This window comes from Mycobacterium sp. (assembly GCF_052145595.1).
Taxonomy (GTDB): domain Bacteria; phylum Actinomycetota; class Actinomycetes; order Mycobacteriales; family Mycobacteriaceae; genus Mycobacterium.
This window is the reverse complement of the sequence record NZ_JBKQOI010000313.1, coordinates 1-24696: the sequence shown is the minus strand read 5'-3', so window position 1 is coordinate 24696 and position 24696 is coordinate 1. Positions and strand designations below refer to the sequence as shown.

The following is a 24696-nucleotide window of genomic DNA, read 5'->3' as shown; positions in this document are numbered from 1 at the left end:
CACGCGTCGACACGACACGCTCGACGCCACCAAGGACTCATCCGGTCAACGAAGCGGCGGCCACGACGACGGTTGCGGCCGCCGCTTCACCCTGCCCCTTGACAAAGTCCCCTCCATATCAGTCGCTGGCGCCCGGCGCCGGCGCGCGGGGGCTGCGGCGGTAGGCCGAAACCTCCGGTCGCCCCGCAAGCCAGAGCCGCCACGGCCTGTCGGCGGCTTGGCTTATCCCGACGCGAGGACCGTAGACGGCGGTCAGTGGGTCGTTGAGTTCCAGGGTCACCGGACTATTCGGGTCGAATAGGTCAATCTCGTTGTCGTCCATGGTAATTCCCAGAGCCGAACACAGGTTGCCCGGACCGCGCGCCCGCGCCGCGGAACGGACCAACACACCGCGGCGGGCGCGCGCGACATCGATGCCGTCCTCTAGTGCGGCGGCCCTCAGCAAGACAGCCGCGGCGGTTCCGTCCGGTCCGCACGACACATTGGCACACACGTGAATCCCGTGGCTGCGGTAGGTGTAGAGCCGGCCCGGCGGCCCGAACATCACGGCGTTCCGGCCGTTGAGGCCGCGGTACGAGTGGGCCGAGGCATCCGGCCATGGGCCGTCGGGAACCCCGCCGTAGGCCTCGACCTCGACGACGATCCCGCGCACCCCGCGTCCGGTGAGGGTGGCGCCGAGCAATCGATGCGCGGCCGCGACCGGGTCGATTGCCAGTTGATCAGCGCTCACCGCAGAGATTGTGCCTTGTGGTGATCGCAAGCCCAGCGGCGCTGGGCGCAGCGGGTCACCACCATCCAACCTTGTGGTGATCGCAAGCCCAGCGGCGCTGGGCGCAGCGGGTCACCACCATCCAACCTTGTGGTGATCGCAAGCCCAGCGGCGCTGGGCGCAGCGGGTCACCACCATCAAGCCCCGGGCTCTTGACAATCCCGAACCAGAGGCGAATATTCATCATATGATGAGTTCATCGAGTGATGAATTACTACGCGATGGCGCCGCCCCGGCCATCACCATCGAGAATCTCCAGGTACTCCGCGGCAAAGTGCCTGCGGTGCAAGACATCTCCGTCCAGATCGCCCGCGGCACGATCACCGGCCTGCTCGGGCCGTCCGGATCCGGCAAGACCACGCTGATGCGCTGCATCGTCGGGACCCAGATCCTCACCGGAGGCTCGCTGACGGTGCTCGGCCACTCGGCTGGGTCGGCCCCGCTACGACGACGGGTCGGCTACATGCCCCAGGACGCGACCATCTACAACGACCTGCGGGTCATCGACAACATCCGCTACTTCGCCGCGCTGTACGGCGTCGACGGACAAGCCGCCGAGGAGGCCGTCCAGGCGGTGGACCTGCAGGACCAGCGCAGCGCCTACTGCACCAACTTGTCGGGCGGGCAGCGTGCCCGCGTGTCCCTGGCCTGCGCGCTGGTCGGCCGCCCCGACCTGCTGGTCCTCGACGAGCCCACTATCGGGCTCGACCCCGTGCTGCGTGCCGACCTATGGGAAACCTTCACGGGGCTCGCCGCAACCGGTGTCACGTTGTTGGTGTCCAGCCACGTCATGGACGAGGCCGATCGCTGCGGCGACCTCCTGCTGATGCGCGAGGGGCGGCTCCTGGCCCACACCACACCCGATCGACTACGGAAGGAAACCGGATGCAAGTCACTGGAGGAAGCGTTCCTGTCCATCATCCGGCACACCACCGTGCCCGCGGCCGGCTGACGCTACAGGGCTACTCGGCCACCACGGCGCGCATCCTGCGCCAGCTGGCCGCCGATCACCGCAGCGTCGCGCTGATCCTGGTGGTGCCGGTGTTGGTCATCACGCTGATGTACTTCATGTTCGAAAACGCTCCGCACCGCCCGGGCACGCCGTCGCCGTTCAACAACGCCTGCCTGATCCTGCTGGGCCTTTTCCCGCTTTTCGTTATGTTCATCATCACGTCGATAACGATGCAGCGCGAACGGGCCTCGGGGACATTGGAGCGCATTCTGACCACGCCGCTGCGCAGACTCGACCTGCTGATCGCCTATGGCACCGCGTTCTCGATTGCCGCTGCGGTGCAAGCGATTGTGGCGTGCGCCGTGTCGTTTTGGCTGCTCGGCTTCGACACTGCCGGCAGCCCAGTCTGGGTGTTCGTGATCGCGATCGTCAATGCCGTGCTGGGTGTCGGTCTGGGCCTACTTTGTAGCGCGTTCGCCCGCACCGAGTTTCAGGCCGTGCAATTCATACCGCTGGTGATGGTCCCCCAGCTGCTGCTGGCCGGCATCATCGTGCCCCGGGCGTTAATGGCGCACTGGCTGCAGTGGCTCAGCAACGTGCTGCCGGCCAGCTACGCACTGGAGGCCCTGCAGCAGGTGGGAGCGCACACCGACCTGACCTACGTCACGGTGCGCGACATCGTTGTCGTGCTGGGTTTCGCGATCGCGGCGCTGTGCCTGGCCGCGGCGACGCTACGACGACGGACGGCCTAGCGTGACGGCCACCAACACCGGGCGCAGGCGGCCCGGGCGACCGGCCGGGAGCTCCGGCGCCCGGGATCGCATCCTGGCCAGTGCCCGAGAACTGTTCGCCCGCAATGGGATTGGCAACACCTCGATACGTGCGGTGGCCGCGGCGGCGGGCGTCGATTCGGCGCTGGTGCATCACTACTTCGGCACCAAGGAAAAGCTGTTCGCCGCGGCCGTTCACCTCCCGATCGACCCGATGGACGTGATCGGCCCGTTGCGCGAAGTGCCTGTCGAGGAACTCGGCTACAAGCTGCCGTCAATGTTGTTGCCGCTGTGGGACTCCGAGATGGGCGCTGGGCTGATCGCCACGCTGCGGTCGATCCTGGCCGGGTCGGAGGTCAACCTGTTCCGTTCGTTCATCCAGGAATTGATCGCGGTCGAAGTGGGTAGCCGCGTCGACGATCCTCCGGGCAGCGGCAGCATCCGCATCCAGTTCGTCGCGTCGCAGCTGGTGGGCGTGGTGCTGGCGCGCTACATCCTGCAACTGGAGCCGTTCGCGTCGCTGCCGGCCGAGCAGATCGCGCAAACCATCGCGCCGAACCTGCAGCGCTACCTCACCGGGGATCTGCCGGACGTGCTCGCGCCATGAGCCGGGCGTGCTCGTCGTCGTCGACGTCGCGGGCCTCGTCGATCAGCAGCACCGGGATGCCGTCCTCGATGCGGTAGGCGCGCCGCAGCCGTGGGTTGTACAGCAACTCGGCCCCGCTTTCCTCGGAGACCAGCAGCAACGGACCCCGGTCGGCCGGGCACACCAGAATGCTCAGCAGGGAATCGTCGAGCATCAGCGCGCGCCGCTCAGCTCGGACCGTATCCCGGGGGTCAGCCGGCGGAACTGGGTGCTGTCCGCGTCGAAATACCAGGCCTGGCGTCCCGGCTTGGGGATCCCGGCGGCCCGCAGGGCGCTGACGGTGGGACGGTAGGTCGCGCTCAGCGTCATTTCCGGACACACGTGCACGATGTCGGGGCCCAGCCCGATGGGCATCTTGGCGACGGATTCGGTCAGGTCGGCCGCGGTGATGGTGGCTCCGGGCAGGAGCGTCACCGCTGATACCGCCACCTGCCGGTCACCCACCGGCACGTTGTAGGTCACCGCGAGGTCGACGCCGTTGATGAGGCCGAGCGCGTCGGTGACCGGTTCCGCGTACACCAACCCGCGCGCGGTGCGGATCACCGAGCCTCGCCTGCCCGCCAGCCAGTAGTCGCCGTCGTCGTCGCGGTAGAAGAGGTACTCCGTGGAGATCCAGGTGTCGGCGGGCGCGAAGACCCCCCGCTTGACGGACGCGGTCGGATCGATCGGCCCGTTGGACTGGGCGAGCAACACCCCGATCTGGTTGGCGTCAGCGATCTGTACGAAACCGCGGTCGTTCTCCAGGATCAGGTCGTGTTCGGCGTCGTAGGCGGCCAGCTCGACTAGACCGGCGCCGGGCAGCGGGCGGCCCTTGCTGCCGATCTTGACGCCCGACACGTTGGCCAGCACCGCTTGTCCGTCGGTGGTGGCGAAGAACTCGACGACGTGCGCGGGAGCGAACGCATCGACGACCCGGTCCCACAACCCGGTCGGCATACCCGAGCCGATGAACAGGCGCACCGGATGATTGCCCTGCAGCACGAACGCGGGATCGTCGACGACGTCGCGCAGCATGGCCCAGGTGTAGGACACCACGGTGACGCCGTACTGCCGCACCTCGTGGACGAACCGGTCCGGGCGCAGGCCGCGTGACAGCGCGATGCGGGTGCCGCCGACGACCGCGCCGCCCAGGCTGACCAGCAGCGCGGACTCGTGGTGCAGCGGCGTCAAGCAGTACACGGTGTCGCGGCGGTCAAGGGCGGCCGTCGAGGCGGTCCCGAAGGCCGACACCGCCCACCGGTAGTTGGTGATCTGCTTGGCCACAAACTCGCCGCCGGCCGTGCTGAACGCGATGAACGCCAGATCCCGGGCCAACCCCGGGTTGGGCCGGTACCAAGCGGGCAGCTCGACGGCGTCCGGGTCGATCTGTTCCATGTCGATGACGTTCGCGTCCTCGGTCAGATGCAGATCTCTCGACTCACCGCCGCCCAGCACCAAAATCTGCCCCGGCAGCTGTCGCGCCGCCTCGAGGTTGGTGGGATCGGTCAGGATCTCGGTCACTCCCCCGAGCCGGACCGAGGCCACCAGGTCGGCGTCTGGCCGCATCACCACGGCGACCGCTCCCAGCCGGGACAGTGCGGCGATGGCGACCAGCGCGCTGGGCCGGGTTTCCATCAGGACGCCCACGCGGTCACCCTGCCGCACCCCGACTTCGATCAGGCCACGAACGACGTTGTTGATGCGCCGGTTCACGGCCTCGTATGTGTGCACGCGCCCGTCGAACAAGAGGAATTCGCCCTGCGGGGCGTCGTGTGCCTGTTCCTCGATGATGCGGCCCAGCGAGATGCGGGTGTGATCGTTGATCTGTCCCAGCCGGACCAGCCGCGGCAGGGTCCGGACCGTCTCGACGGCCAGGGTCCGCATGGATTTGTTGGCCGCGACGACGGCGTCGGCCGTGCCGCGCACCAGCCCCAACGCCGCCTCGGAGACTTCCCCGATGCCGTGCGCCAGCCGGGAGCTCAACGCGACGCCGCTGTCGGTGTGCTCTTCCGGTTGATCACCCATCAGGTCGATGCCCGCGGGCTTGTCGCCGCCGGTGGACAGCCATTGCACCCAGGCCGCGACGGTGGGCCAGCTCTCCTTTGCCGCCCTGGATCCGACGACGAGGCCGAAATGGCCCGTGCGGATGATGCATTCGTAGACCTCGGCGTGCGGTGCCGCCCGCCGGATGCCACGCACCGACGCTGGCTGGCCGATGTCGTCAACCTCGCCGACGAAGGCCAGCACCGGGCAGGTGATGTCGGTGAGCGTCACCATCTGCCCCTTGACTGCGAAACCTCCCGTCATCATGCGGTTGTGCGCGATGAACTGCTTGAGCAACTCGGAGATCGCCGGGCCCGACCACGCGATCCACCCTTCGCGTTCAAGGAATCTGCGCTGCTGCTCGCGCGGCAGCAGCGCCTCCCGATCGTGCAGCTGACGCACGAAATCGACCCTGGCCTTGGCGGTTTTGAGCGGGTCCATCATCTGAAAACCCGTGCGCGCCATCCAGCTTGGGATCGCCAGGCGGCTGAAGACGTGATCGGCCATGAAATTCGCGGCGGCCGCACCGAAGTTCGGCGGAATGCCCATGGGCAACGCGGCCAGGGTGTCCACCGGAGCACCGAACGCCACGATGCTGGCGAGGTTCTTCGAACGGCGGTATGCCGCGGCCTGATAGCAGAACATCCCGCCCTGCGAATAGCCGACCAGGTGCACATCGTTGCCGGTTTCGTTCTTGACCGTGTCGATCGCCTCACTGAGCGCGACGATGTGGTCGGCGAGGTTGCGGCGCATGCCGCCTTCGACCTGGTCGGGCGAGCCGAAATCGATGACCCACGGATCCAGCCCGTTGGCGTGCAGAATCCCCACCGCGCCGTCTTCCCGGGTGACGTCCCACATGTCGGCCGACATCATCATCGGGTGCACCATCAGCACGGGCGGCCCCACCGCCGGCTGCCCGGGCCGGCTGTCCGGCGGGAAATACCGTCGCAGCTTGTACATTGGTACGCTCTCGACGATCCGGGACGGCGACGGGAGGCTGCCAGTTTCCAAACCCCCCAGGCGCAAGACCTCCAGCCCGTTCTGTGCTGTTGCGATCAGACGCTCGACCGGTCGTGTGACCATCGAAAAATTGAGATCCACCGCTGCTCCCTGAATCTGTACAGCTTGGACATCATGGCACATCGGCCCGCCGGGTGGTTTTGATCAGGCAGTTTGCCCATGCGGCGGCGGAGCAGCGGCCGGCATACCCACCGTCAGCCGCTGCAGCCGTTGAGGTCGATCTTCGAACCGGGTCCCGCACCGTCCAAGGCTGCCGCGTCAGCCGCGTCTTGGAAGAACGCTTGCCGCCCCGCGAACGTTTTCCCGTCGCTGCTCTCCGCGATCGACAGACAGCCCAGTCCCGATATCACTGCCTGGCAATCGTTCGTCTTGCCAGTGACGTCGCACCACAGGACGGCGGCGTCTTCCGCCCTTTGGTGAGTCGAATAGTTGAGTCGGATCGCTTCTTGCCCGGTCGAGGGCGACGCCGCGATCGCTCCCCAGCAGCCCGGGTGACATTCAAGACTGATATCGGCTTTGGCCACCGGCGCAGCCAGCGATCCAGAGGCGACCAGAACGCCGATCATCGCGGCGAGCCCAACGTTCCTCAGGGTCACGACGTCCACAGTCGCAGCCGCGGCTCGGAACCGGATAAGAACTGATTCTGAGCTCCGTTAGAACAGCGGGCGATCCTGGTCGGCGGCGGGTAGACGGCCTTGAGCGCTGAGCAGGATCGCAGCACAGTGGTTTTCGCGACATTGGCTAACGTGGCAGCAGCCGGGGCGACAGTTCGCTTTGTCAGTTGCCGACGCGCGTCGCGGTCACCACGTCCTTGCCACTCGCGTCCTTGACGACGCTGATCTCGAACTTCGCCCCGTCCGGGCCGTTGAGGTATAGGTGCTGTTTGACAAAGAGTATGTCCTCCTCCGTGGAGTTTCCGCCGCACGCGACGAGCAGCGACACGGCGAGCACGAAGCCGGTGGCGACGCCGAGCGCAAAGCGCCGCACGGGTATCACCGCTCGGCGACGGTGATTGCGCCCTGGCGGCATGCGTGTCGAATCGCGCGATGTAACGGTCTCGGCCATGGATCGTCCGATCTGTCGAGAATTGATGATCGACCCGAGGTTAACGCGAGCCGGACAGATTTCGAACGCCCACATACGTCGAGCGCGCCGCCCGTGTTCTCCTTCAGGGGGACCTTGCTTTCCTGTAGGTCATCCACGGACGCATCCAGCTCAGCCCAGAACGTTGTGACCAGGTGGTGGTACCAATTAGCGAAAGTACCGTTTAACGCCGTCGACCGCGCAGCTGGCGCGCCGTCAGCCGCTTATTTCTGGGTGCCGCTACGGGTTTCGGTGATTTTGCGTTGGAGGTACCACGAGAAATATCCGTGGTACCTGTGTTGCAGGTCGCGTCGCCGCCAGTCGTGCCCGTCGATCACGCGCCGGCAAGAAGCGGTGTTGCAGTGGCAGGCCATTTGTCCGTCGTAATCGTCGAACAGCGCGTAGTCGGTGGTGAGTTCCTCGTCGGCAGTGACATCCCGCATGGCGACCAACACGATGTTGCCGGCAAAACCGACGTTGGGTTCGCAGGAGTGGTTGATGAACAGCATTACCGGCTCGTACTCCTCCGGCGACAGCGCCACCAGGTGTAGCCCGTCGGTGATCTGAATCGCCGAGTTCGGTAGCGGATCGTGCAGGTCATTAAGTTGCCTCGTAGTCACGATGTGCCCGCCCTTAACGGCGACGATCTCACCGGCGTCGATTCGCTCGGTGGCGAACAGCCCGCGTCCCGCTATCCCGCTGCGGATGCCCTTGCGCGCTTTTGGGCTGATCCACGATGAAACCACGTTTCCCACGCTAGTGGCGGTAGGACGAAGGTAATTGTTTGGTCGTGGCACCGGCAGAGGCATTTGAAGTCGGCCGCATGCGTCGGGTCGAGCTAATGGGACACCGGTAGCTTTGGCCCGGTGGCGCACCTACTGGGAGCCGAGGCCGTACACCTGGAATATCCGAACCAGGTGGTATTCGAGTCGGTCACGCTCGGAGTCAGCGACGGCGCACGCATCGGCATCGTGGGGCGAAACGGCGACGGCAAGTCCAGCCTGCTGGGTCTGCTGACCGGTCAGCTGCAACCCGACTCCGGCAGGGTCACCCAGCGCAGCGGATTGCGGGTCGGCGCGCTGAGCCAGGCGGACACCCTCGATCCGGACCACACCGTCGGCTGGACACTGGTGGGTGACCAGGCCGAGCACCAGTGGGCGGGTGACCCACGGGTTCGTGACGTGGTCGGCGGTCTGGTCGCCGACATCGCCTGGGACGCAACGGTTGCCACGCTCAGCGGCGGCCAGCGCCGGCGGGTCCAGCTGGCCAGGCTGCTGGTCGGCGAATGGGACGTGATAGCCCTCGACGAGCCCACCAACCATCTGGACATCGAAGGCATCACCTGGCTGGCCGGCCATCTGCGGCAACGCTGGCCGCGCAACACCGGCGGGCTGCTGCTGGTAACACACGACCGCTGGTTTCTCGACGAAGTTGCCACCACGACATGGGAGGTGCACGACGGGATCGTCGAGCCGTTCGAAGGCGGGTACGCCGCTTATGTGCTGCAGCGCGTCGAGCGCGACCGGCTGGCCGCCGCGGCCGAGGCCAAGCGGCAAAACCTGATGCGCAAAGAGCTGGCGTGGCTGCGCCGGGGCCCGCCGGCGCGAACCTCCAAGCCGAAGTTCCGGATCGACGCCGCCAACCAACTGATCGCCGACGTGCCGCCGCTGCGCAACAACGTCGAGCTGGCCAAGCTGGCGACCGCCCGGCTCGGCAAAGATGTCATCGATCTGCTCGATGTGTCGGTCTCCTACCCGTCTTTTGGAGGCCGCCCGGTGCTGCGGGATGTCGAATGGCGGATCGCCCCGGGCGAGCGCACCGGCATCGTCGGAGCCAACGGCGCCGGGAAGTCGACGCTGCTGGGGCTGATCGCCGGCACCATCCAGCCAGACAGCGGGCGCGTCAAACGCGGCAAGACCGTTCGGTTGGCGGTGCTCGACCAGCAGGGCGAGAAGCTGGCGGCGGTCGCCGGCGACCGGATCTCCGACATGCTGGGCAGGCTGCGCGGCGGCTATCAGGTTGACGACCGGGAGGTCACCCCGGCCCAGCTGTTGGAGCGACTCGGGTTCGCGCGCGGCCAGCTCTCCGCGCGAGTGGACGATCTCTCCGGCGGTCAGCGACGGCGGTTGCAGCTGATGCTCACGTTGTTGTCCGAACCCAACGTGTTGCTCCTCGACGAGCCCACCAACGACGTCGACACCGACATGCTCACCGCCACCGAGGATTTGCTCGATTCCTGGGCCGGCACCTTGATCGTCGTCTCGCACGACCGATATCTGCTCGAGCGGGTCACCGATCAGCAGTACGCGATCCTCGACGGTCGGTTGCGGCATCTACCCGGCGGCATCGACGAATATTTGCGGCTGGCCGCGAATCGGACGACCACCGCAGCCACCCAGCCGTCGCCCGAGCAGCCGCAGGCAATGTCCGGCGCGCAACGACGCGCCACAGAAAAGGAGCTGGCGGCGATCGACCGCCAACTCGGACGCCTCGCCGACCGCATCGCGGCCAAACAGCTCGAACTCGCCGAACACGACCAGTCCGACCACGTCGGCGTGACCCGACTGACCCAGGAGTTGCGCGCGCTTGAGGGTGAGATCACCGGAATGGAGAGCCGCTGGTTGGAGCTCTCGGAGATGCTCGAATAATCGGATTGTGAATTCCGGCCCGATTGAGACGGTCGCGTGCGTTGGCTCCAGCACCACCGCGTCGAAGGGAACCTACGGGTGGATCGCCGAGTTGCAGAGCCGACCGCAAAACAACCGGTTTCGGTTCGTCAACCTCGGGGTGGGCGGCGACCTGTCGTTCAACGTCATCAGGCGTATGCGCCGCGTTATCGGCATCCGGCCCGACCGGGTGATCGTCCTGATCGGCACGAACGACATCCTGGCCAGCGTGTTTCCCAACTTTCGCAGGATCGTTCGCGTGTGGAAGGAGCTGCCGGAAGAGCCCACCGCGCAGCGATTTCAGAAGGACCTCGAACTGATCGCACGAAGGTTGCGGCAGGAGACCGACGCGACGGTCGCGCTGAGTTCCCTTGCGCCCGTGGGAGAAGACCCCCATTCCCAACATCCCGTTCAAGCACGGCTGAATGACCTGTGCACCGCCTACAACCGCGTGATTCGGGAGGTCTCGTCGCGCGAGGGAACCGAGTACATCGTGTTCTACGAAGCCTTCCAGGACGAGCTGGAGCGCTCACAGACCGCCAAGGCTTTTACCCGGTTCTCCTTTCCGTCCTTCTACCGCGACTATCTGCTCCGCGAGACGATCCTGCGGCGCAGTTTCGACGAGATCGCGCGAATCAACGGGTGGCAGTTCCACATCGACGGCATCCATCTCAACACCCGGGGCGGCCGAATTCTGACGGAAGCCGTTCAGCGGTTCCTGGATTGCCCGAGCCAGCGAGCAACGCCGTGAGGCAACAGCCGTATCGGCCGGTGCGCTATCCACCCGGCGAAGCGTTGTTGATGCTGTATCGGCGACGGGGCCCGGTGATCAATTCCGGAATCGGCCGGCACGGCTACACCTACTTGCTGGGGCCAGAGGCAAACAAGTTCGTGTTCGCCAACGCCGGTGCGTTCAGCTGGCGCCGGACGTTTGAGAACCTGGCCATCGTCGACGGGCCCACGGCGCTGATCGTGAGCGACGGCGCGGACCACCAGCGTCGTCGCAGCGTCATCGCGCCCGGGCTGCGTCACCGGGAGATAAAGAACTATGTGCGGACCATGGTGTCCAATATCGACACCGTGATCGACGGCTGGCGGCCCGGGCAGCGGCTGGACATCTACCAACAGTTCCGCTCGGCGGTCCGGCGCAGCACCGCCGAGTCGCTTTTCGGCCCGCGCATAGCCGCGCACTCCGACTTCCTTGGTGAACAACTGCAGCCCCTGCTGGATCTCACCCACCAGCTACCGCAAGTCATGCACATGCAGCGGTGGGCAAAGACGCCTGCGTGGCGGCGGGCGATGACCGCCCGCACCCGCATCAACGACCTCATCGACGCCCTGATCGCCGACGCACGCACTGCGCCCAGGCCCGACGACCACATGTTGACCATGTTGATCAGCGGTCGCGGAGACGAAGATTATGCATTGAGTGACAATGAGATTCGCGATTCGATCATTTCGCTGATCACCGCCGGCTACGAGACCACCAGCGGCGCGATGGCCTGGGCCGCCTACACGCTGCTGACCCTCCCGGGCGCCTGGGACACCGCCGCCGACGAAGTTCATCGTGTGCTCGGCGATCGACCGCCGACCGCCGAAGACCTCGCCGCGCTGACTTACCTCGACGGCGTCGTCCACGAGACGCTTCGGCTGTACCCGCCCGGAGTCATCTCGGCCCGCAGGGTGATGCGCGACCTCTGGTTCGACGGCCACCGCATCCGGGCGGGCCGATTGCTGATCTTCAGCCCCTACGTCACCCACCGGATCCCCGAGGTGTGGCCCGAGCCAACCGAATTCCGGCCGCTGCGTTGGGACCCCGGCTCCCGGGACTACCGCAAGCCCGCGCCACACGAATTCATTCCCTTCAGCGGGGGCTTACACCGGTGCATCGGGGCCGTGATGGCCACCACCGAGATGACCGTCATGCTCGCTCGGCTGGTCGCCAGGACCAAGCTGCGGTTGCCGCCGCAGCGGATCCGGGCGCACAACCTCGCCGCACTGAGCCCCCAGCCGGGGCTTACCGTCGAAATCGCCGGCTCAGTGCCAGCGCAGTAGCACAAGTTCAGAGCAGAATCCCGGACCCATCGCGATCATCAGCCCGGGGCTTCCGCTGGGCGGCGGTTTGGCGATGGTGTCGCGCAATATGTGCAGCACCGAGGCCGACGACAGGTTGCCGATCTCGGCCATCGAGCGCCAGGTCAGCTCGAGCGCCTCCGACGGCAGCTGAAGGCTCTTGGCGATCGCGTCCACGACCTTGGGACCACCGGGATGGCCGATCCAAGCGCCGATGTCATCCTTGCTCATCTCGTGCCGGGTCAGGAACCGATTGACGTCGTCGGCCAGGTGCCGCTCGACGACGGAAGCCAGCTCGGGAGACATCACGAGCTGCAGGCCGGAGGGGTTGACGTTCCAGCCCATGACGTGCAGCGATTCCGGATAGAGCCGACTGAACGAAGCGACGATGTCCGGCCCGCCGACCCGAACCCGTTCGGCACGACGCTCGCCGACGGCCACCACCGCGGCCGCTCCGTCACCGAACAGCGCGGTTTCGACCAGACCGGACACGGTCGGCTTGACCGCCGGGAACGTGAGCGAACAAAGCTCGACCGACACCAGCGCCGCGACGCCGTCGGGCGCACCACGCAGATAGTCGTCCAGCCGGCCCACTCCGGCCGCCCCGGCCGCACAGCCCAGTCCGAACAGCGGCACACGGCGCACATCCGGCCGCAGGCCGAGTCGTCCGGCGATGCGGGCTTCCAACGACGGGACCGCTATGCCGGTAACCGTCGTGCTGGCGATCATGTCGACGTCCTGCGGTTGTAAACCCGCCTCTTCAAGCGCGCCTTGCAGCGCCAAGAAGCCAAGGTCCACTGCTTCTTCGATAAAGACCTCGTTCGCATTGCCGAAGTCGGTCAGCGAGGCATATTTCTCCAGCGGCAACACCAGGTGACGACTGTTGACCTTCGCGCCGGCATGCAGGCGCCGGATAATCTCCTCGTGCTCTTTCAACGAGGGGAACTCGACAATTGAGTCGGTGATTTCCCTCTGGCTGTAACGGTACGGTGGCAACGCACCGAACACACCTGCGATGACGCTCATGCCCCGCCTTATTTACCCTGCTCAATGACGACATTCAAAGTCTAGGCCGCTGCGGATGGCTTCGCAAAACCCTTCTTATTCAACATATGTTTGATTGGCCTATTCGACGTGTGTTGTATAAGCGACTCGTAATACGGCCTGGCAGCGGGGGTTTCGTCTTTGAACGTCAGCGAATATCAGTGAATATCGTCGTCATCCGCCGCGTTAAGCGCCATCGCGATTAACGCGTCGGGGCTTAGCGCGTCGATGACGTCGTCGCCGATAGTGTCGTCAAGATCGGACTTTTCGGGCATGCCGGCCAGCAGCATTAGCTTGTCGAGCAATCCGGTCCGCCGAAGCTCTTGTAGTGGGATCTTTCTCAGCGCAGACCAGATCTTCTCGTCGTCGGATTCTTCGCGGTGGCCGCGCAGTAGTTGTTGAGCGAGATGATTGGCCAGCGCAGTTGGAGTGGGATAGTCGAAGATCAGTGTGCGCGGCAGTGCTGGTCCGGCCAACCCGGTATCGGCTTTGAGACGGTCGCGTAGTTCGACGCCGGTCGCCTGGTTGAAGCCGAGCTCGTGAAAAGCACGCTCGCTATCGATGTCATCGCTGCTCGAGTGCCCCAAGACGGTTGCCGCGTGCGAGCAAACCAACTCCACAAGCTGACGGCGCTGCTCGACAGGGGTCAGCCGTTGCAACCTCTCGGCCAAGCCGGCCGACCGACTCGTCACCGAGCGGGGCGCTTCTCCGCCACCAGATTCACCCGCGCCCAGCCAAAATCGCTGTCGCACAAACCCATACGTCGGCAGCTCCACTCGCCGGGCTCCCAAACCCGCTAACACACCATCCCAATCCACCCTCACACCCGCGGTGAACAACTGACTCAGCGCGGTCAGCAGCGAATCGGCCTCGGCGCGGTCTTTGGCCAGCGCTCCCACCGAGGTCGCGTGCCCGGTTGTCAGACTTGCCAGAGACTGCTCCACGGCCGCCGTCAATCCCCCACTGGGACCAACCTCCACGAACGCTCCAGCCCCCAGCGACTCCACTGTCTGCACGCCCTGGGCAAAGCGCACCGGCTGACGCGCATGCTCAACCCAGTAGTGGGGCGACCCATAGCCAGGCCCAGCCAACTGGCCTGTCAGGTTGGACACCAGGCGAATTTGCGGCTCCCGCGCCGACAACTCGGACAGCACCTGCGCGAACTGGTCCAGCATAGGCTCAATCGACGCCGAATGGAACGCATGCGACACCGCCAACCGGTACACGTGGCGCCCCAGCCCCGCCAACCGATCCGCCACGGCGCCCACCGCAGCTTCCTCACCCGAAATCACCGTCGAATTCGGACCATTGACTGCCGCGATATCCACGCCCTCGCGCAGCAACGGCGCCACCTCACCCTCGCTGGCGGTCACCGCGATCATTACCCCGCCGCCCGGCAAATCTGCCATCAAACGGCCCCGAGCAGCCACCAGGTTGGCCGCATCGGCCAACGACAACGCACCGGCCACATGGGCCGCCGTAATCTCGCCCGCTGAATGACCCATCACAAAATCCGGCACCACACCGCAGGACCGCAACAACGCCGCGAACGCCACCTGCACCGCAAACAAGGCGGGCTGGGCGAACTCGGTGCTGCGCAACAGTGGCGCATCGGCGCCCCATATCACCTGCCGCGACGGCAACCGCAAATAGGGATCCAGCGCCGCCGCGGCCTCATCAAAAGCGCGGGCGAAGACCGAAAACCGGCGACAGAGCTGCTGTCCCATGCCCAGCCACTGCGAACCCTCCCCGGGAAACACAAACACCGTCTTGCCCGCCGGGCGCGCACGTCCCGCCACTACACCCGGGCTCGGCGCACCGGCAGCCAGCCCGGCCAACTCCGCCATCAACTGCTCACGATCAGCGCCGACCACAACGGCCCGATGCTCAAACACCGACCGTGTCGTCACCAACGACCAACCCACATCCACCACATCCAGCTCGGGGTGCTCGCCCACATGCCCCAGCAACCGCCCAGCCTGATTCCGCAACGCCTCCGCCGAACGACCGGACACCACCCAAGGAATGACCGGATTGCCATTATCACGTTTGGGTGCAACACTTTCCAGCACAGCCGGTGCCTCTTCGATGATGGCGTGCGCGTTGGTCCCGCCCATCCCGAACGACGACACCCCCGCCCGCCGCGGACCATCTCCCGCCGGCCAGGGCGTCAGGCTGGTGTTGATCCGAAGCCCGAGGCTCTCCAGATCAATCCCGGGATTGGCAAAATTCAGACTCGGTGGTATCAGGGCGTTTTCGACCGCAAGTGCGGTCTTGATCAGGCCGGCGATTCCCGCGGCTCCCCCGGCGTGGCCGATGTTGGTCTTCACCGACCCCACACTCAGGGGGCGCTGTTGCCGGTGGGCGAAAACCTCACCCAGTGCCCTCGCCTCGATTGGATCGCCGATTTTGGTACCGGCTCCGTGCGCCTCGACGTAGTCGACCTGACTGCTATCCACGCCCGCGCTCAACAGCGCGCGCGCCATGACGTCGGCTTCTCCGGGCACGGAGGTCACGGTCAGCCCGGCGGCGCTGTCTCCGGCGTTGCCAACGGCGCTACCGCGAATGATGGCGTGGATTCGGTCTCCGTCGTCGAGTGCTGCACGCAACGGCTTCAGCAGAACAAGAGCGCCGCCTTCGCCCCGCACGTAGCCGTCGGCGCGTTGATCGAACGCGTGAGTGTGGCCCGAAGCCGATATCGCGCCGAATCTCGTTTCGAGCATCGCCGTTTGGCTTGCCAAGTTCAGATGGACGCCGCCTGCGATCGCCAGCGGCGACGCACCCGTCCGCAGGCTTTCACAGGCGAGGTGCACTGCCACCAGAGAAGACGATTGCCCGGAATCGACGGTCATGCTCGGGCCCTGCAATCCGAACGCAAACGAGATGCGGTTGGCGATCATCGCCCGGCTGATGCCGGGAAACGAGTGATGGTCGACGTTGTCTGCAGCGACCGTCAGGAACGCGTAGTCGTCGTTCATCGCGCCGAGGTAAACCGAGACGTGTTCGCCGCGCAACGTGGCCGGCAGCACAAATGCGTCTTCGAACACTTCCCAGGTCAGTTCGAGTGCCAGCCGTTGGCGGGGGTCCATCGCACGGGCCTCGCGCGGCGACAGGTTGAAGAAGCCGGCGTCGAAGTCGGCAACATCGCCCGGCAAGTGGGTGACTTCGAGTCCATCGCACATGAGGCGCCAGAAATCCGCGGCGTTGGCAGCGCCGGGGAACCTGCATGCGAGTCCGATGATTGCTACGTCTGTCGGTGCCACAACGTCCTCAAATTGTTGCCGGTATCAGGCGCCGACATCTTCGTCGAGGATGGCGAAGAGTTGGCTTTCGGTCGCGGTAGCGATGTCGTCGTCGATGACGTGGGATTGGTTGAGGGGTGGGGCGGTGAGGTCGGTCAGCATGGTTTGGAGGCGCGCCGAGAAGTGTGTCTTGTCGTCCGGGGTCCAGTCGGATTGGTCTAGCAGTGTTTGCAATTCGCGGGCAATGTCACTGAAACGCTGGTAACGAGCCAACCGGTCGGCTTCGTTGTTGGGTGTGCCGTTGCTGATCGTCACGGAGCTCAGCTGTCCTTCGACGTGTTCGGCCAGCGCCGCCGGAGTGGGGTAGTCGAAGATCAACGCGGGCGAAAGGGTAAGGCCGGTAGCGTTTTTGAGGCGGTTGCGCAGCTCCACGGCAGTCAGTGAGTCAAACCCCAGATCTTGGAACGCCAGGTCCGCACCGATATCGGCGCTGGAACGACCCAAAACGGTTGCCGCGTTGGTACACACCAATTCCACCAGCAAGCCGTGACGCTGCTCAGGACTCAGTCCCTGCAGCCGTGCGGCCAACCCCGACATCGCCTCCGTGCTGTCGGCATCAACGACTAGCCGTCGCCCTGGACGGGTGACCAAGTCACAAAGCAACGGCGGGACAACGCCGCTGGTGCTCAGCCCCGCCGGGTCGACACGGGCGGCCACCAGCACCGAGCGATCGGCCAGCATCGCGTCGTCGAACAGCTGTAACGCCCTGGGCGTGGATAGCGGTGCCAGCCCGGCCCGGCTCATGCGGGCCTTATCGCGATCGGCCAGGTGCTGGGTCATGGCGCTGGCTTGTTCCCACAGCCCCCAGGCCACCGACAACCCGGCCAAACCATGGGCACGCCGGTGGGCAGCCAGCCCATCGAGAAAACTGTTGGCCGCCGCGTAGTTGCCCTGGCCCGGGGCGCCCACAATGCCGGCCATCGACGAAAACATCACGAAAGCCGACAAATCCAGATCCTGGGTGAGCTCATGCAGATTCCAGGCCCCATTGACTTTGGCCCGCAACACCGCATCCACCCGCTGCGGCGTCAACGACGCGATCAACCCGTCATCGAGCACCCCGGCGGCGTGAAACACCCCCTTGAGCGGATATTGCGCCGGCAGCTGCGCGAGCAACGCCGCCACCGCATCGCGATCGGCGACATCGCAGGCCGCCACCGTTACCTGTGCCCCGGCGCCTTCGAGCCGGGACACCAGCCCCGCCACACCGTCGGCATCGGCGCCGCGGCGGCTGACCAACACCACATGCGCCACCCCATAACGGGCCACCAGATGAGCGGCCAGCGCCGAACCGGCCATCCCGGTACCACCGGTGATCACCACGCTGCCACCGGCGAGCCCACCACCTGACCCCGCCAGCACCGCATCACCCGGCCCGTCGGGCAGGGTCAGCACCACCTTGCCGATCTGGCGGGCCTGACTGACAAACCGATACGCCGCCGAGGCACAACGCACATCAAACGCCTTGACCGGCAACGGAGCCAACACGCCATCGCCGAACAATCCCATCAGCTCGGCCAGCATCGCGGCTATGCGGTCCGGTCCGGCCTCCATCAGGTCGAACGCCCGATAGACCACTCCGTGGTGCTGGGCCGCCACCTGCTGGGGGTCGCGCAGGTCGGTCTTGCCCATCTCGACGAAGCGCCCACCACCGACCAGCAATCGCAGTGAGCCGTCAAGGAACTCGCCGGCCAACGAATTGAGCACCACGTCGACCCCCGCGCCGTCGGTGGCCGCCAGAAACTTCTGTTCGAACTCCAACGACCGGGAATCACCGATGTGGTCGACGTCAAAGCCCATCGCGCGCAACGTGTCCCACTTCCCGCGGCTGGCGGTAGCGAAAACCTCCGCACCCCAATACCGGGCCAACTGCACCGCCGCCATCCCCACCCCACCGGTGGCGGCATGCACCAACACCTTTTCTCCGGCCTTCAGGCCCGCCAACACCGACAACCCATACAACGCCGTCAAGAACACCACCGGCACCCCGGCAGCGCGCACCAGCGACCACCCCGCCGGCACCGCGGTCACCAACCGCGCATCCACCACCACCTCAGAACCCACCACCCCCAACAACCCCACCACCGCATCGCCAACAGCCAGCCCCTGGACCCCGGCACCGACCTCGACGACCACCCCGGCGCCCTCAGCGCCCAGCTCCCCGCCGCCGGGATACATGCCCAACGCCACCAACACATCCCGGAAATTCACCCCCACCGCGGCCACCGCCACCCGCACCTGCCCGGCCGCCAACTCCGCCGACCCGGCTGGGGCCACCACCACGTCCTCCAGCGTGCCCGCGCCGCCAGCAGCCAACCGCCACCCGCCGGGCGGTAATTCCAACACCGCCCCCGCCCCCACCGGGGCCATCCGGGCCGCGTGCACCACACCGGATCGCACGATTAATTGCGGCTCACCACAACCGATTGCCTCTGTGACATCCACTGATCCGTCCGAATCGACCAACACCACCCGCCCCGGATGCTCGGCCTGAGCGGAACGCGCCAATCCCCACACCGCCGCACCCGCCAAGTCCGTAACATCCTCGCCGGCCAGACCCACAGCCCCATGAGTCAGCACGACCAGCACGCCCGACCCATCCCCGGCCAGCCACGACTGCAACGTCCCCAACGCCTCGCGCGTGGCCGCGTGTACTGACCCGACCACACCGGCGGCGCCACGACTTGGCTCCCACACCACAACGCCGTCGCCGTCAATGTGATTGTTTCCCAACGGCGCCGGTGACCATCCGACTTCGAACAACCCCCCGCCGCCACCAGCGGCCGCCGCGACCGCGGCCGACAACGCGCCCGCGGAGACCGGACGAACCACCAACTCCCGCACCGACAGAACCGGCAAGCCCGCGCCATCAGCCAAGTCCACCGACACCGCCCCGGTGCCGGCGGGTGCTATCCGGACCCGAACCCTTGACGCGCCCGCGGCATACAAACACACCCCCTGCCAGGAAAACGGCAACATTGTCGCATCCCCACCTTCGGCGACCCCCCACGCGTGCAACGCTGCATCCAGCACCGCCGGGTGAATCCCAAACCCGCTTACCGCCAAGCCCTCACCGGCGGTCACCTCGGCAAAGACCTCCTGCCCCCGCCGCCACAACGCCCGCAGACCCCGAAACGCCTGCCCATACTCATAGCCCCGACGCGCCAACACCTCATACGCGTCATCCGTATCCATCGCCGAGGCCCCCGCGGGCGGCCACACCGACAAGTCCGTGGACGGGTCGGGCAACCCCGCACTCAACGCGCCCTGGGCGTGCAACATCCACGCCGAATCCGAGCCCGCATGCCGCGAATAGACCCAGACGGCGCGAGAGCCCGACTTGTCCGGGGCATCGGCGACGACCTGGACCCGAGCGCCACCATCCGGCGGCAACACCAAGGGAGCCAACAACGTCAGCTCCTCGACCACCGAGCACCCGACCTCGTCGCCGGCCCGCAACACCAACTCCACGAATCCCGCGCCGGGAAATATCACCACCCCGTCGACTACGTGATCGGCCAGCCACGGCAAATCCCCCACGGACAACGAGCCCGTCAGCACCACCCCGCCGGAATCGGGTCGCTCCACCACCGCGCCCAACAACGGATGGCCGGCCCGCGTCAGGCCGACACCGCGCACGTCCGCCGACCCAGCTGTGGTAGCCAGCCAAAACCGCTGCCGCACAAACCCATACGTCGGCAGGTCGACCCGGCGCCCACCCCCGAGCGCCGCGGGCCAGTCGACGTCCACACCGCTGGTGAACAACTGCCCCAGCGCGGCCAGCAGCGACTCGGCCTCCGGGCGGTTTTTGGCCAGCGCCACCACCGACGCCGCCGGCTCACCGGTCAACGACTGTTCCACCGCGACGTTGAGACCACCGCCGGGACCCACCTCCACAAAAACCCCGGCACCCGACGATTCGGCGGCCCGCACCCCGTCGGCAAAACGCACCGGCTGGCGGACGTGATCGACCCAATACTGCGCCGACCCATATCCCGGACCCGCCAACTGCCCGGTCAGGTTGGACACCAACTCCATCCGCGGTTGCGCGGCCGAAATTCCGGTCAGTACGTGCGAGAACTGCTCGAGCATGGGCTCCATCAATACCGAATGAAACGCGTGTGATACCGCCAGCCGATGCACGCGTCTGCCCTGCTGCGCGAACCGGTCCGCCAACTCAGCCACCGGCGCGTCGGCACCCGAAATCACCAAGGCGTTCGGGCCATTGACCGCCGCAAGGCTTACTCCGTCGGTGAGCTCGGGGGCCACCTCCGCCTCGCCGGCGGCTATGGCCACCATCGCCCCGCCTTCGGGCAGTGCCGCCATCAGCCGCCCGCGCGCGGCCACCACTTTGGCCGCATCCTCTAGCGACAACACGCCCGCTACGTGAGCCGCGGTGATCTCGCCCACCGAATGACCGGTCACCACGTCCGGCACCACACCCCAGTGCTGTAATAACGCCGCCAACGCCACCTCGACGGCAAACAACGCCGGCTGCACGAACTCCGTGCTTTGCAGCAGCTGGGCATCGCTGCCCCAAATCACCTGCCGCAGCGGCAACCTCAGGTGCGGATCCAGCGCCGCCGCCGCCTCGTCAAACGCCTTGGCGAACATCGGAAACCGGCCGTAGAGCTGCTGACCCATTCCCAGCCGCTGGGAGCCCTGTCCGGGGAATACAAATACCGTCTTGCCGGCCGGGCGGGCACGCCTCACCGCCACACCCGCGCCCGGTTCACCAGCGGCCAGCCAGGCCAATTCCGTCATCAGGTGCTCACGGTCGGCGCCCACCAAGACGGCTCGATGCTCGAACACCGACCGCGTCGTCACCAACGACCAACCCACATCCACCGGACTCAGATCCGCCCCCGAGCCATCGCTGCCGGCCAGATGCGCAAGCAACCGCCTGGCCTGATTGGTCAGCGCCTGCTCCGAGCGGGCGGACAACACCCACGCCGTCGTTGTGTGGTCCACTGAGTCCTCTGAGTCATCGCGCTCAGCCACAACGCTTTCTGGCGTCGGTTCCGCGGGAGCTTGTTCCAGGATCACGTGCGCATTGGTCCCGCTGATTCCGAATGCCGATACTCCCGCTCGGCGTGGCCCATCCCCCACCGGCCACGGTCGCGCCTCCGTCAACAACGAAACCGCGCCCGCCGACCAATCCACGTGCGGCGTGGGCACATCCACGTGCAATGTCTGCGGCAGCACGCCGTGCCGGATCGCCTGCACCATCTTGATCACCCCGGCCAGCCCCGCGGCGGCCGATGTGTGACCGATGTTGGACTTGATGGACCCCAACCACAGCGGCCGATCGGCCGGCCGATCCTGCCCATAGGTCGCCAGAAGTGCCTGCGCCTCAATCGGATCCCCGAGTCTGGTACCGGTCCCATGCCCTTCGACAACGTCGACGTCCGCCGCGGTCAGCCCGGCGCCTGCCAGCGCGGTCCGGATGACCCGTTGCTGGGACGGTCCATTCGGCGCGGTTAGTCCGTTGGAGGCACCGTCCTGATTTACCGCCGAGCCGCGCAGCAGGGCCAGCACCGGATGCCCTGAGCGCCGCGCGTCCGCCAGGCGCTCCACCACAACGACGCCCGCGCCTTCAGACCATGCGGTGCCGTCGGCGGCACCCGCATAGACCTTGCACCGGCCATCCGCCGCAAGCGCCCGCTGGCGGCTGAATTCCACAAATGGCCCTGGGGTGGGCATCACCGTCAAACCGCCGACCAGCGCGAGGTCACACTCCCCCGACCGCAACGAGCGCGCCGCCAAATGCAATGCGACCAACGAAGACGAACACGCCGTATCGACCGACACCGCCGGGCCTTCCAGGCCAAGCACGTACGACACCCGTCCCGAAACCACGCTCAGCGTCGAGCCGGTGAGCCCGTAGCTCTCCAGCTCCCCCTCCATCAGGCCCCCGTAGCTATCATGGATTACGCCGGCGTAGACGCCCGTCGCCGAACCGCGTAACGCTGTCGGGTCAATCCCAGCCCGCTCCAACGCTTCCCACGACAGCTCCAGCATCAACCGCTGCTGCGGATCCATCGCCAGCGCCTCGCTGGGCCCGACACCAAAGAATGCGGCATCGAAGTCGCTCACGTCGGCGAGGAATGAGCCCTGGCGCACGTACATTTTGCCTGGGGTGTCGGGGTCCGGGTCGTACAAGCCCGCTATGTCCCAGCCCCGGTCCGTGGGAAAGTCCGACACCGCGTCGCGGCCCTCGATCACCATGTCCCACAAGCCCTCGGGCGAATCCACACCGCCCGGATAACGGCACGCCATCCCCACCACCGCTATCGGCTCGGACAGCTTGCCTTCCAGCTCCGACAGCCGCCGCCGAGTGCGCCGCAGATCCGCGGTGAGGCGCTTCAGGTAGTCAACGTGCTTGTCGGTGCCCGACACTGATGCTCCTTGTCTCTTATCGGCCGAGTTCTTCGTCGAGGATGGCGAAGAGCTGGCTTTCGGTGGCGGTGTCGAGGTCCTCGTCGCCGGCATCCTGGGGGCCCTCGGGGCCGAGGTGCGCGCCTAGCGTCGCCAGCAGGGCTTGGATGCGGGCGGTCAGGTGCGGTTTGTCTTCGGCTTTCCAGTCGGGTTGGCTGAGCAGCGTTTGCAGTTCGCGGGCGATGTCGTTGAAGCGGGCCATCAGGTTGGGTTGGCCGCCGCCCGTGGTGGTGACCCCCAGCCGGCCGTCGAGATGTTCTGCCAGCACCACGGGGGTCGGGTAGTCGAAGATCAGCGTGGGCGAAAGACTGAGTCCAGTAGCGGTTTTGAGCCGGTTGCGTAATTCGACGGCGGTCAGCGAGTCAAAACCGAGGCCTTGAAAAACGCTGCCGGCGTTGATGTCTGCTGCGCTCGCGTGGCCCAACACAGTGGCAGCGTTGGCGCAGACCAGGTTCACCAGTTCGTAGTGCCGCTGCTCAGCGGACAGACCTTGTAGGCGTGCCACGAGGCTCGTCATCGAGGCCGCCGTCGCGTCGGTTTCATCGATGACACGTCGGGTGGGGCGATTGACCAATTGACTCAGCAGCGGTGGCAGCGCCGCGCTGTGGCCGGCCAGCGCGGCAGGGTCGAGGCGGGTGGCCGCCAGCACGGGACGATCGGTGAGCATCGCGGTATCCAACAGCCCCAGTGCCTGCTCGGTTGGCATGGGCGCCAGCCCGACCCGGCTCATGCGGGCCTTGTCGCGATCCGCCAGGTGTTGGGTCATTGCGCTGGTCTGTTCCCACAGCCCCCAGGCCACCGACAACCCGGCCAGGCCATGGGAGCGCCGGTAGGCGGCCAACCCGTCCAGAAAACTGTTGGCCGCCGCGTAGTTGGCCTGGCCCGGGGTCCCCACGATGCCGGCCATCGACGAAAACATCACGAACGCCGACAAATCCAGATACCGGGTGAGCTCATGCAAGTTCCAGGCCCCATCGACTTTGGCCCGCAACACCGCATCCACCCGCTCCGGCGTCAACGACGCGATCAACCCGTCATCGAGGGCCCCCGCGGCATGGAACACACCCTTGAGCGGACAGTCGGCCGGCAGTTCTGCAATCAGGGCCGCGACCGCGTCGCGATCGGCGACATCGCAGGCCGCCACTGTTACCTGTGCCCCACCGTCTTCGAGCCGGGCCACCAACTCCGCGACGCCCTCGGCGTCGGCGCCGCTGCGGCTGACCAACACGACATGGGCCACCCCGTAGCGAGCCACCAGATGAGCGGCCAGCGCCGAACCGGCCATCCCGGTACCCCCGGTGATCACCACGCTGCCCCCGGCCAGGCCACCGCCCTGGGTCAGCACCACCTTGCCGATCTGGCGGGCCTGACTGACATAGCGATACGCCGCCGAAGCGCACCGCACATCAAAAGTCGTGACCGGCAACGGCGCCAACGCATCAGCGCCGAACAATTCCATCAACTCGGCCAGCATCGCTGCTATGCCGTCGGGTCCGGCCTCGATCAGGTCGAATGCCCGGTATCGCACTCCCTGGTGTTCGGTTGCGATCAGCTGGGGATCGCGCGGGTCGGTCTTGCCCATCTCGATGAAGCGCCCGCCACGGACCAGCAATCGCAGTGAGGCGTCGAGGAACTCGCCCGCCAGCGAGTTGAGCACCACATCGACACCGGCACCGTCGGTGGTCGCGAGAAACTTCTGTTCGAATTCCAACGACCGAGAATCGCCGATATGGTCGTCGTCAAAGCCCATCGCGCGCAACGTGTCCCACTTGCCGCGGCTGGCGGTCGCGAAAACCTCTGCACCCCAATGCCGAGCCAACTGCACCGCCGCCATGCCAACCCCGCCGGTGGCGGCATGCACCAAGACCTTTTCGCCAGCCTTGACGCCGGCCAATACGGACAACCCGTACA

16 protein-coding genes are annotated in these 24696 nt (G+C 66.3%); 6 read left to right on the top strand and 10 right to left on the bottom strand.

The genetic code is table 11. The annotated features are described in order from the left end of the window. Positions 1-118 precede the first annotated feature (118 nt). Complete coding sequence (locus ACLP4W_RS26380; protein WP_442390325.1) at positions 119-730, bottom strand: DNA-3-methyladenine glycosylase; 612 nt, start codon at positions 728-730, stop codon at positions 119-121. A gap of 226 nt (positions 731-956) precedes the next feature. Between ACLP4W_RS26380 and ACLP4W_RS26375 the strand changes: the two genes are divergently transcribed. The 3 genes from ACLP4W_RS26375 to ACLP4W_RS26365 are packed head-to-tail and all read left to right on the top strand — an operon-like array spanning position 957 to position 3098. Next, on the top strand, positions 957-1721 hold the full coding sequence (locus ACLP4W_RS26375; RefSeq protein ID WP_442390324.1) for an ABC transporter ATP-binding protein: 765 nt from the start codon (positions 957-959) through the stop codon (positions 1719-1721). After that, a complete protein-coding gene (locus ACLP4W_RS26370) occupies positions 1655-2473 on the top strand; it encodes an ABC transporter permease (RefSeq protein WP_442390323.1) in 819 nt (272 codons plus the stop codon). The genes ACLP4W_RS26375 and ACLP4W_RS26370 overlap by 67 nt, the downstream gene beginning before the upstream one ends. 1 nt (position 2474) lies before the next feature. Beyond that, a complete protein-coding gene (locus ACLP4W_RS26365) occupies positions 2475-3098 on the top strand; it encodes a TetR/AcrR family transcriptional regulator (RefSeq protein WP_442390322.1) in 624 nt (207 codons plus the stop codon). Here the strand turns inward: ACLP4W_RS26365 and ACLP4W_RS26360 are convergent. From ACLP4W_RS26360 to ACLP4W_RS26340, 5 genes are all read right to left on the bottom strand, one after another. Then, the gene (locus ACLP4W_RS26360) at positions 3064-3291 is read right to left on the bottom strand and encodes a Trm112 family protein (RefSeq protein ID WP_442390321.1); all 228 of its coding nucleotides are present in this window, start codon (positions 3289-3291) and stop codon (positions 3064-3066) included. The two genes, ACLP4W_RS26365 and ACLP4W_RS26360, sit on opposite strands and share 35 nt — an antisense overlap. Continuing rightward, the gene (locus tag ACLP4W_RS26355; protein WP_442390320.1) at positions 3291-6302 is read right to left on the bottom strand and encodes an acyl-CoA synthetase; all 3012 of its coding nucleotides are present in this window, start codon (positions 6300-6302) and stop codon (positions 3291-3293) included. The genes ACLP4W_RS26360 and ACLP4W_RS26355 overlap by 1 nt, the downstream gene beginning before the upstream one ends. A 71-nt stretch (positions 6303-6373) precedes the next feature. Further along, complete coding sequence (locus ACLP4W_RS26350; RefSeq protein ID WP_442390319.1) at positions 6374-6775, bottom strand: DUF4189 domain-containing protein; 402 nt, start codon at positions 6773-6775, stop codon at positions 6374-6376. Between the two features lie 181 nt (positions 6776-6956). Then, positions 6957-7166, bottom strand: a complete 210-nt coding sequence (locus ACLP4W_RS26345) for a hypothetical protein (RefSeq protein WP_442390318.1) — start codon at positions 7164-7166, stop codon at positions 6957-6959. A gap of 320 nt (positions 7167-7486) precedes the next feature. Further along, on the bottom strand, positions 7487-8008 hold the full coding sequence (locus ACLP4W_RS26340) for an SET domain-containing protein (protein WP_442390317.1): 522 nt from the start codon (positions 8006-8008) through the stop codon (positions 7487-7489). A 120-nt stretch (positions 8009-8128) separates the two neighbouring features. Here ACLP4W_RS26340 and ACLP4W_RS26335 point away from each other — a divergent pair, with 120 nt between their 5' ends. The 3 genes from ACLP4W_RS26335 to ACLP4W_RS26325 are packed head-to-tail and all read left to right on the top strand — an operon-like array spanning position 8129 to position 11983. After that, a complete protein-coding gene (locus ACLP4W_RS26335; RefSeq protein WP_442390316.1) occupies positions 8129-9910 on the top strand; it encodes an ABC-F family ATP-binding cassette domain-containing protein in 1782 nt (593 codons plus the stop codon). After that, the gene (locus ACLP4W_RS26330) at positions 9855-10679 is read left to right on the top strand and encodes an SGNH/GDSL hydrolase family protein (protein ID WP_442390327.1); all 825 of its coding nucleotides are present in this window, start codon (positions 9855-9857) and stop codon (positions 10677-10679) included. The genes ACLP4W_RS26335 and ACLP4W_RS26330 overlap by 56 nt, the downstream gene beginning before the upstream one ends. Before the next feature lie 20 nt (positions 10680-10699). Then, entirely contained in the window at positions 10700-11983 is a 1284-nt protein-coding gene (locus tag ACLP4W_RS26325; protein ID WP_442390326.1) for a cytochrome P450, read from the top strand. Here the strand turns inward: ACLP4W_RS26325 and ACLP4W_RS26320 are convergent. The 4 genes from ACLP4W_RS26320 to ACLP4W_RS26305 all read right to left on the bottom strand — a co-directional run. Further along, positions 11966-13027, bottom strand: a complete 1062-nt coding sequence (locus tag ACLP4W_RS26320; RefSeq protein WP_442390315.1) for a type III polyketide synthase — start codon at positions 13025-13027, stop codon at positions 11966-11968. The genes ACLP4W_RS26325 and ACLP4W_RS26320 overlap by 18 nt on opposite strands. Before the next feature lie 176 nt (positions 13028-13203). Beyond that, entirely contained in the window at positions 13204-16308 is a 3105-nt protein-coding gene (locus ACLP4W_RS26315; protein WP_442390314.1) for a type I polyketide synthase, read from the bottom strand. A 24-nt stretch (positions 16309-16332) separates the two neighbouring features. Continuing rightward, the gene (locus ACLP4W_RS26310; protein ID WP_442390313.1) at positions 16333-22746 is read right to left on the bottom strand and encodes an SDR family NAD(P)-dependent oxidoreductase; all 6414 of its coding nucleotides are present in this window, start codon (positions 22744-22746) and stop codon (positions 16333-16335) included. Between the two features lie 16 nt (positions 22747-22762). Beyond that, a partial coding sequence (locus tag ACLP4W_RS26305; RefSeq protein WP_442390312.1) for a type I polyketide synthase occupies positions 22763-24696 on the bottom strand: 1934 nt, incomplete at its 5' end.

Coding starts and splice junctions, on each gene's coding strand:
- ACLP4W_RS26355 (WP_442390320.1), bottom strand. CDS start 6,302: ATGTGCCATGATGTCCAAGCTGTACAGATTCAGGGAGCAGCGGTGGAT.
- ACLP4W_RS26370 (WP_442390323.1), top strand. CDS start 1,655: ATGCAAGTCACTGGAGGAAGCGTTCCTGTCCATCATCCGGCACACCAC.
- ACLP4W_RS26375 (WP_442390324.1), top strand. CDS start 957: ATGATGAGTTCATCGAGTGATGAATTACTACGCGATGGCGCCGCCCCG.
- ACLP4W_RS26360 (WP_442390321.1), bottom strand. CDS start 3,291: ATGCTCGACGATTCCCTGCTGAGCATTCTGGTGTGCCCGGCCGACCGG.
- ACLP4W_RS26320 (WP_442390315.1), bottom strand. CDS start 13,027: ATGAGCGTCATCGCAGGTGTGTTCGGTGCGTTGCCACCGTACCGTTAC.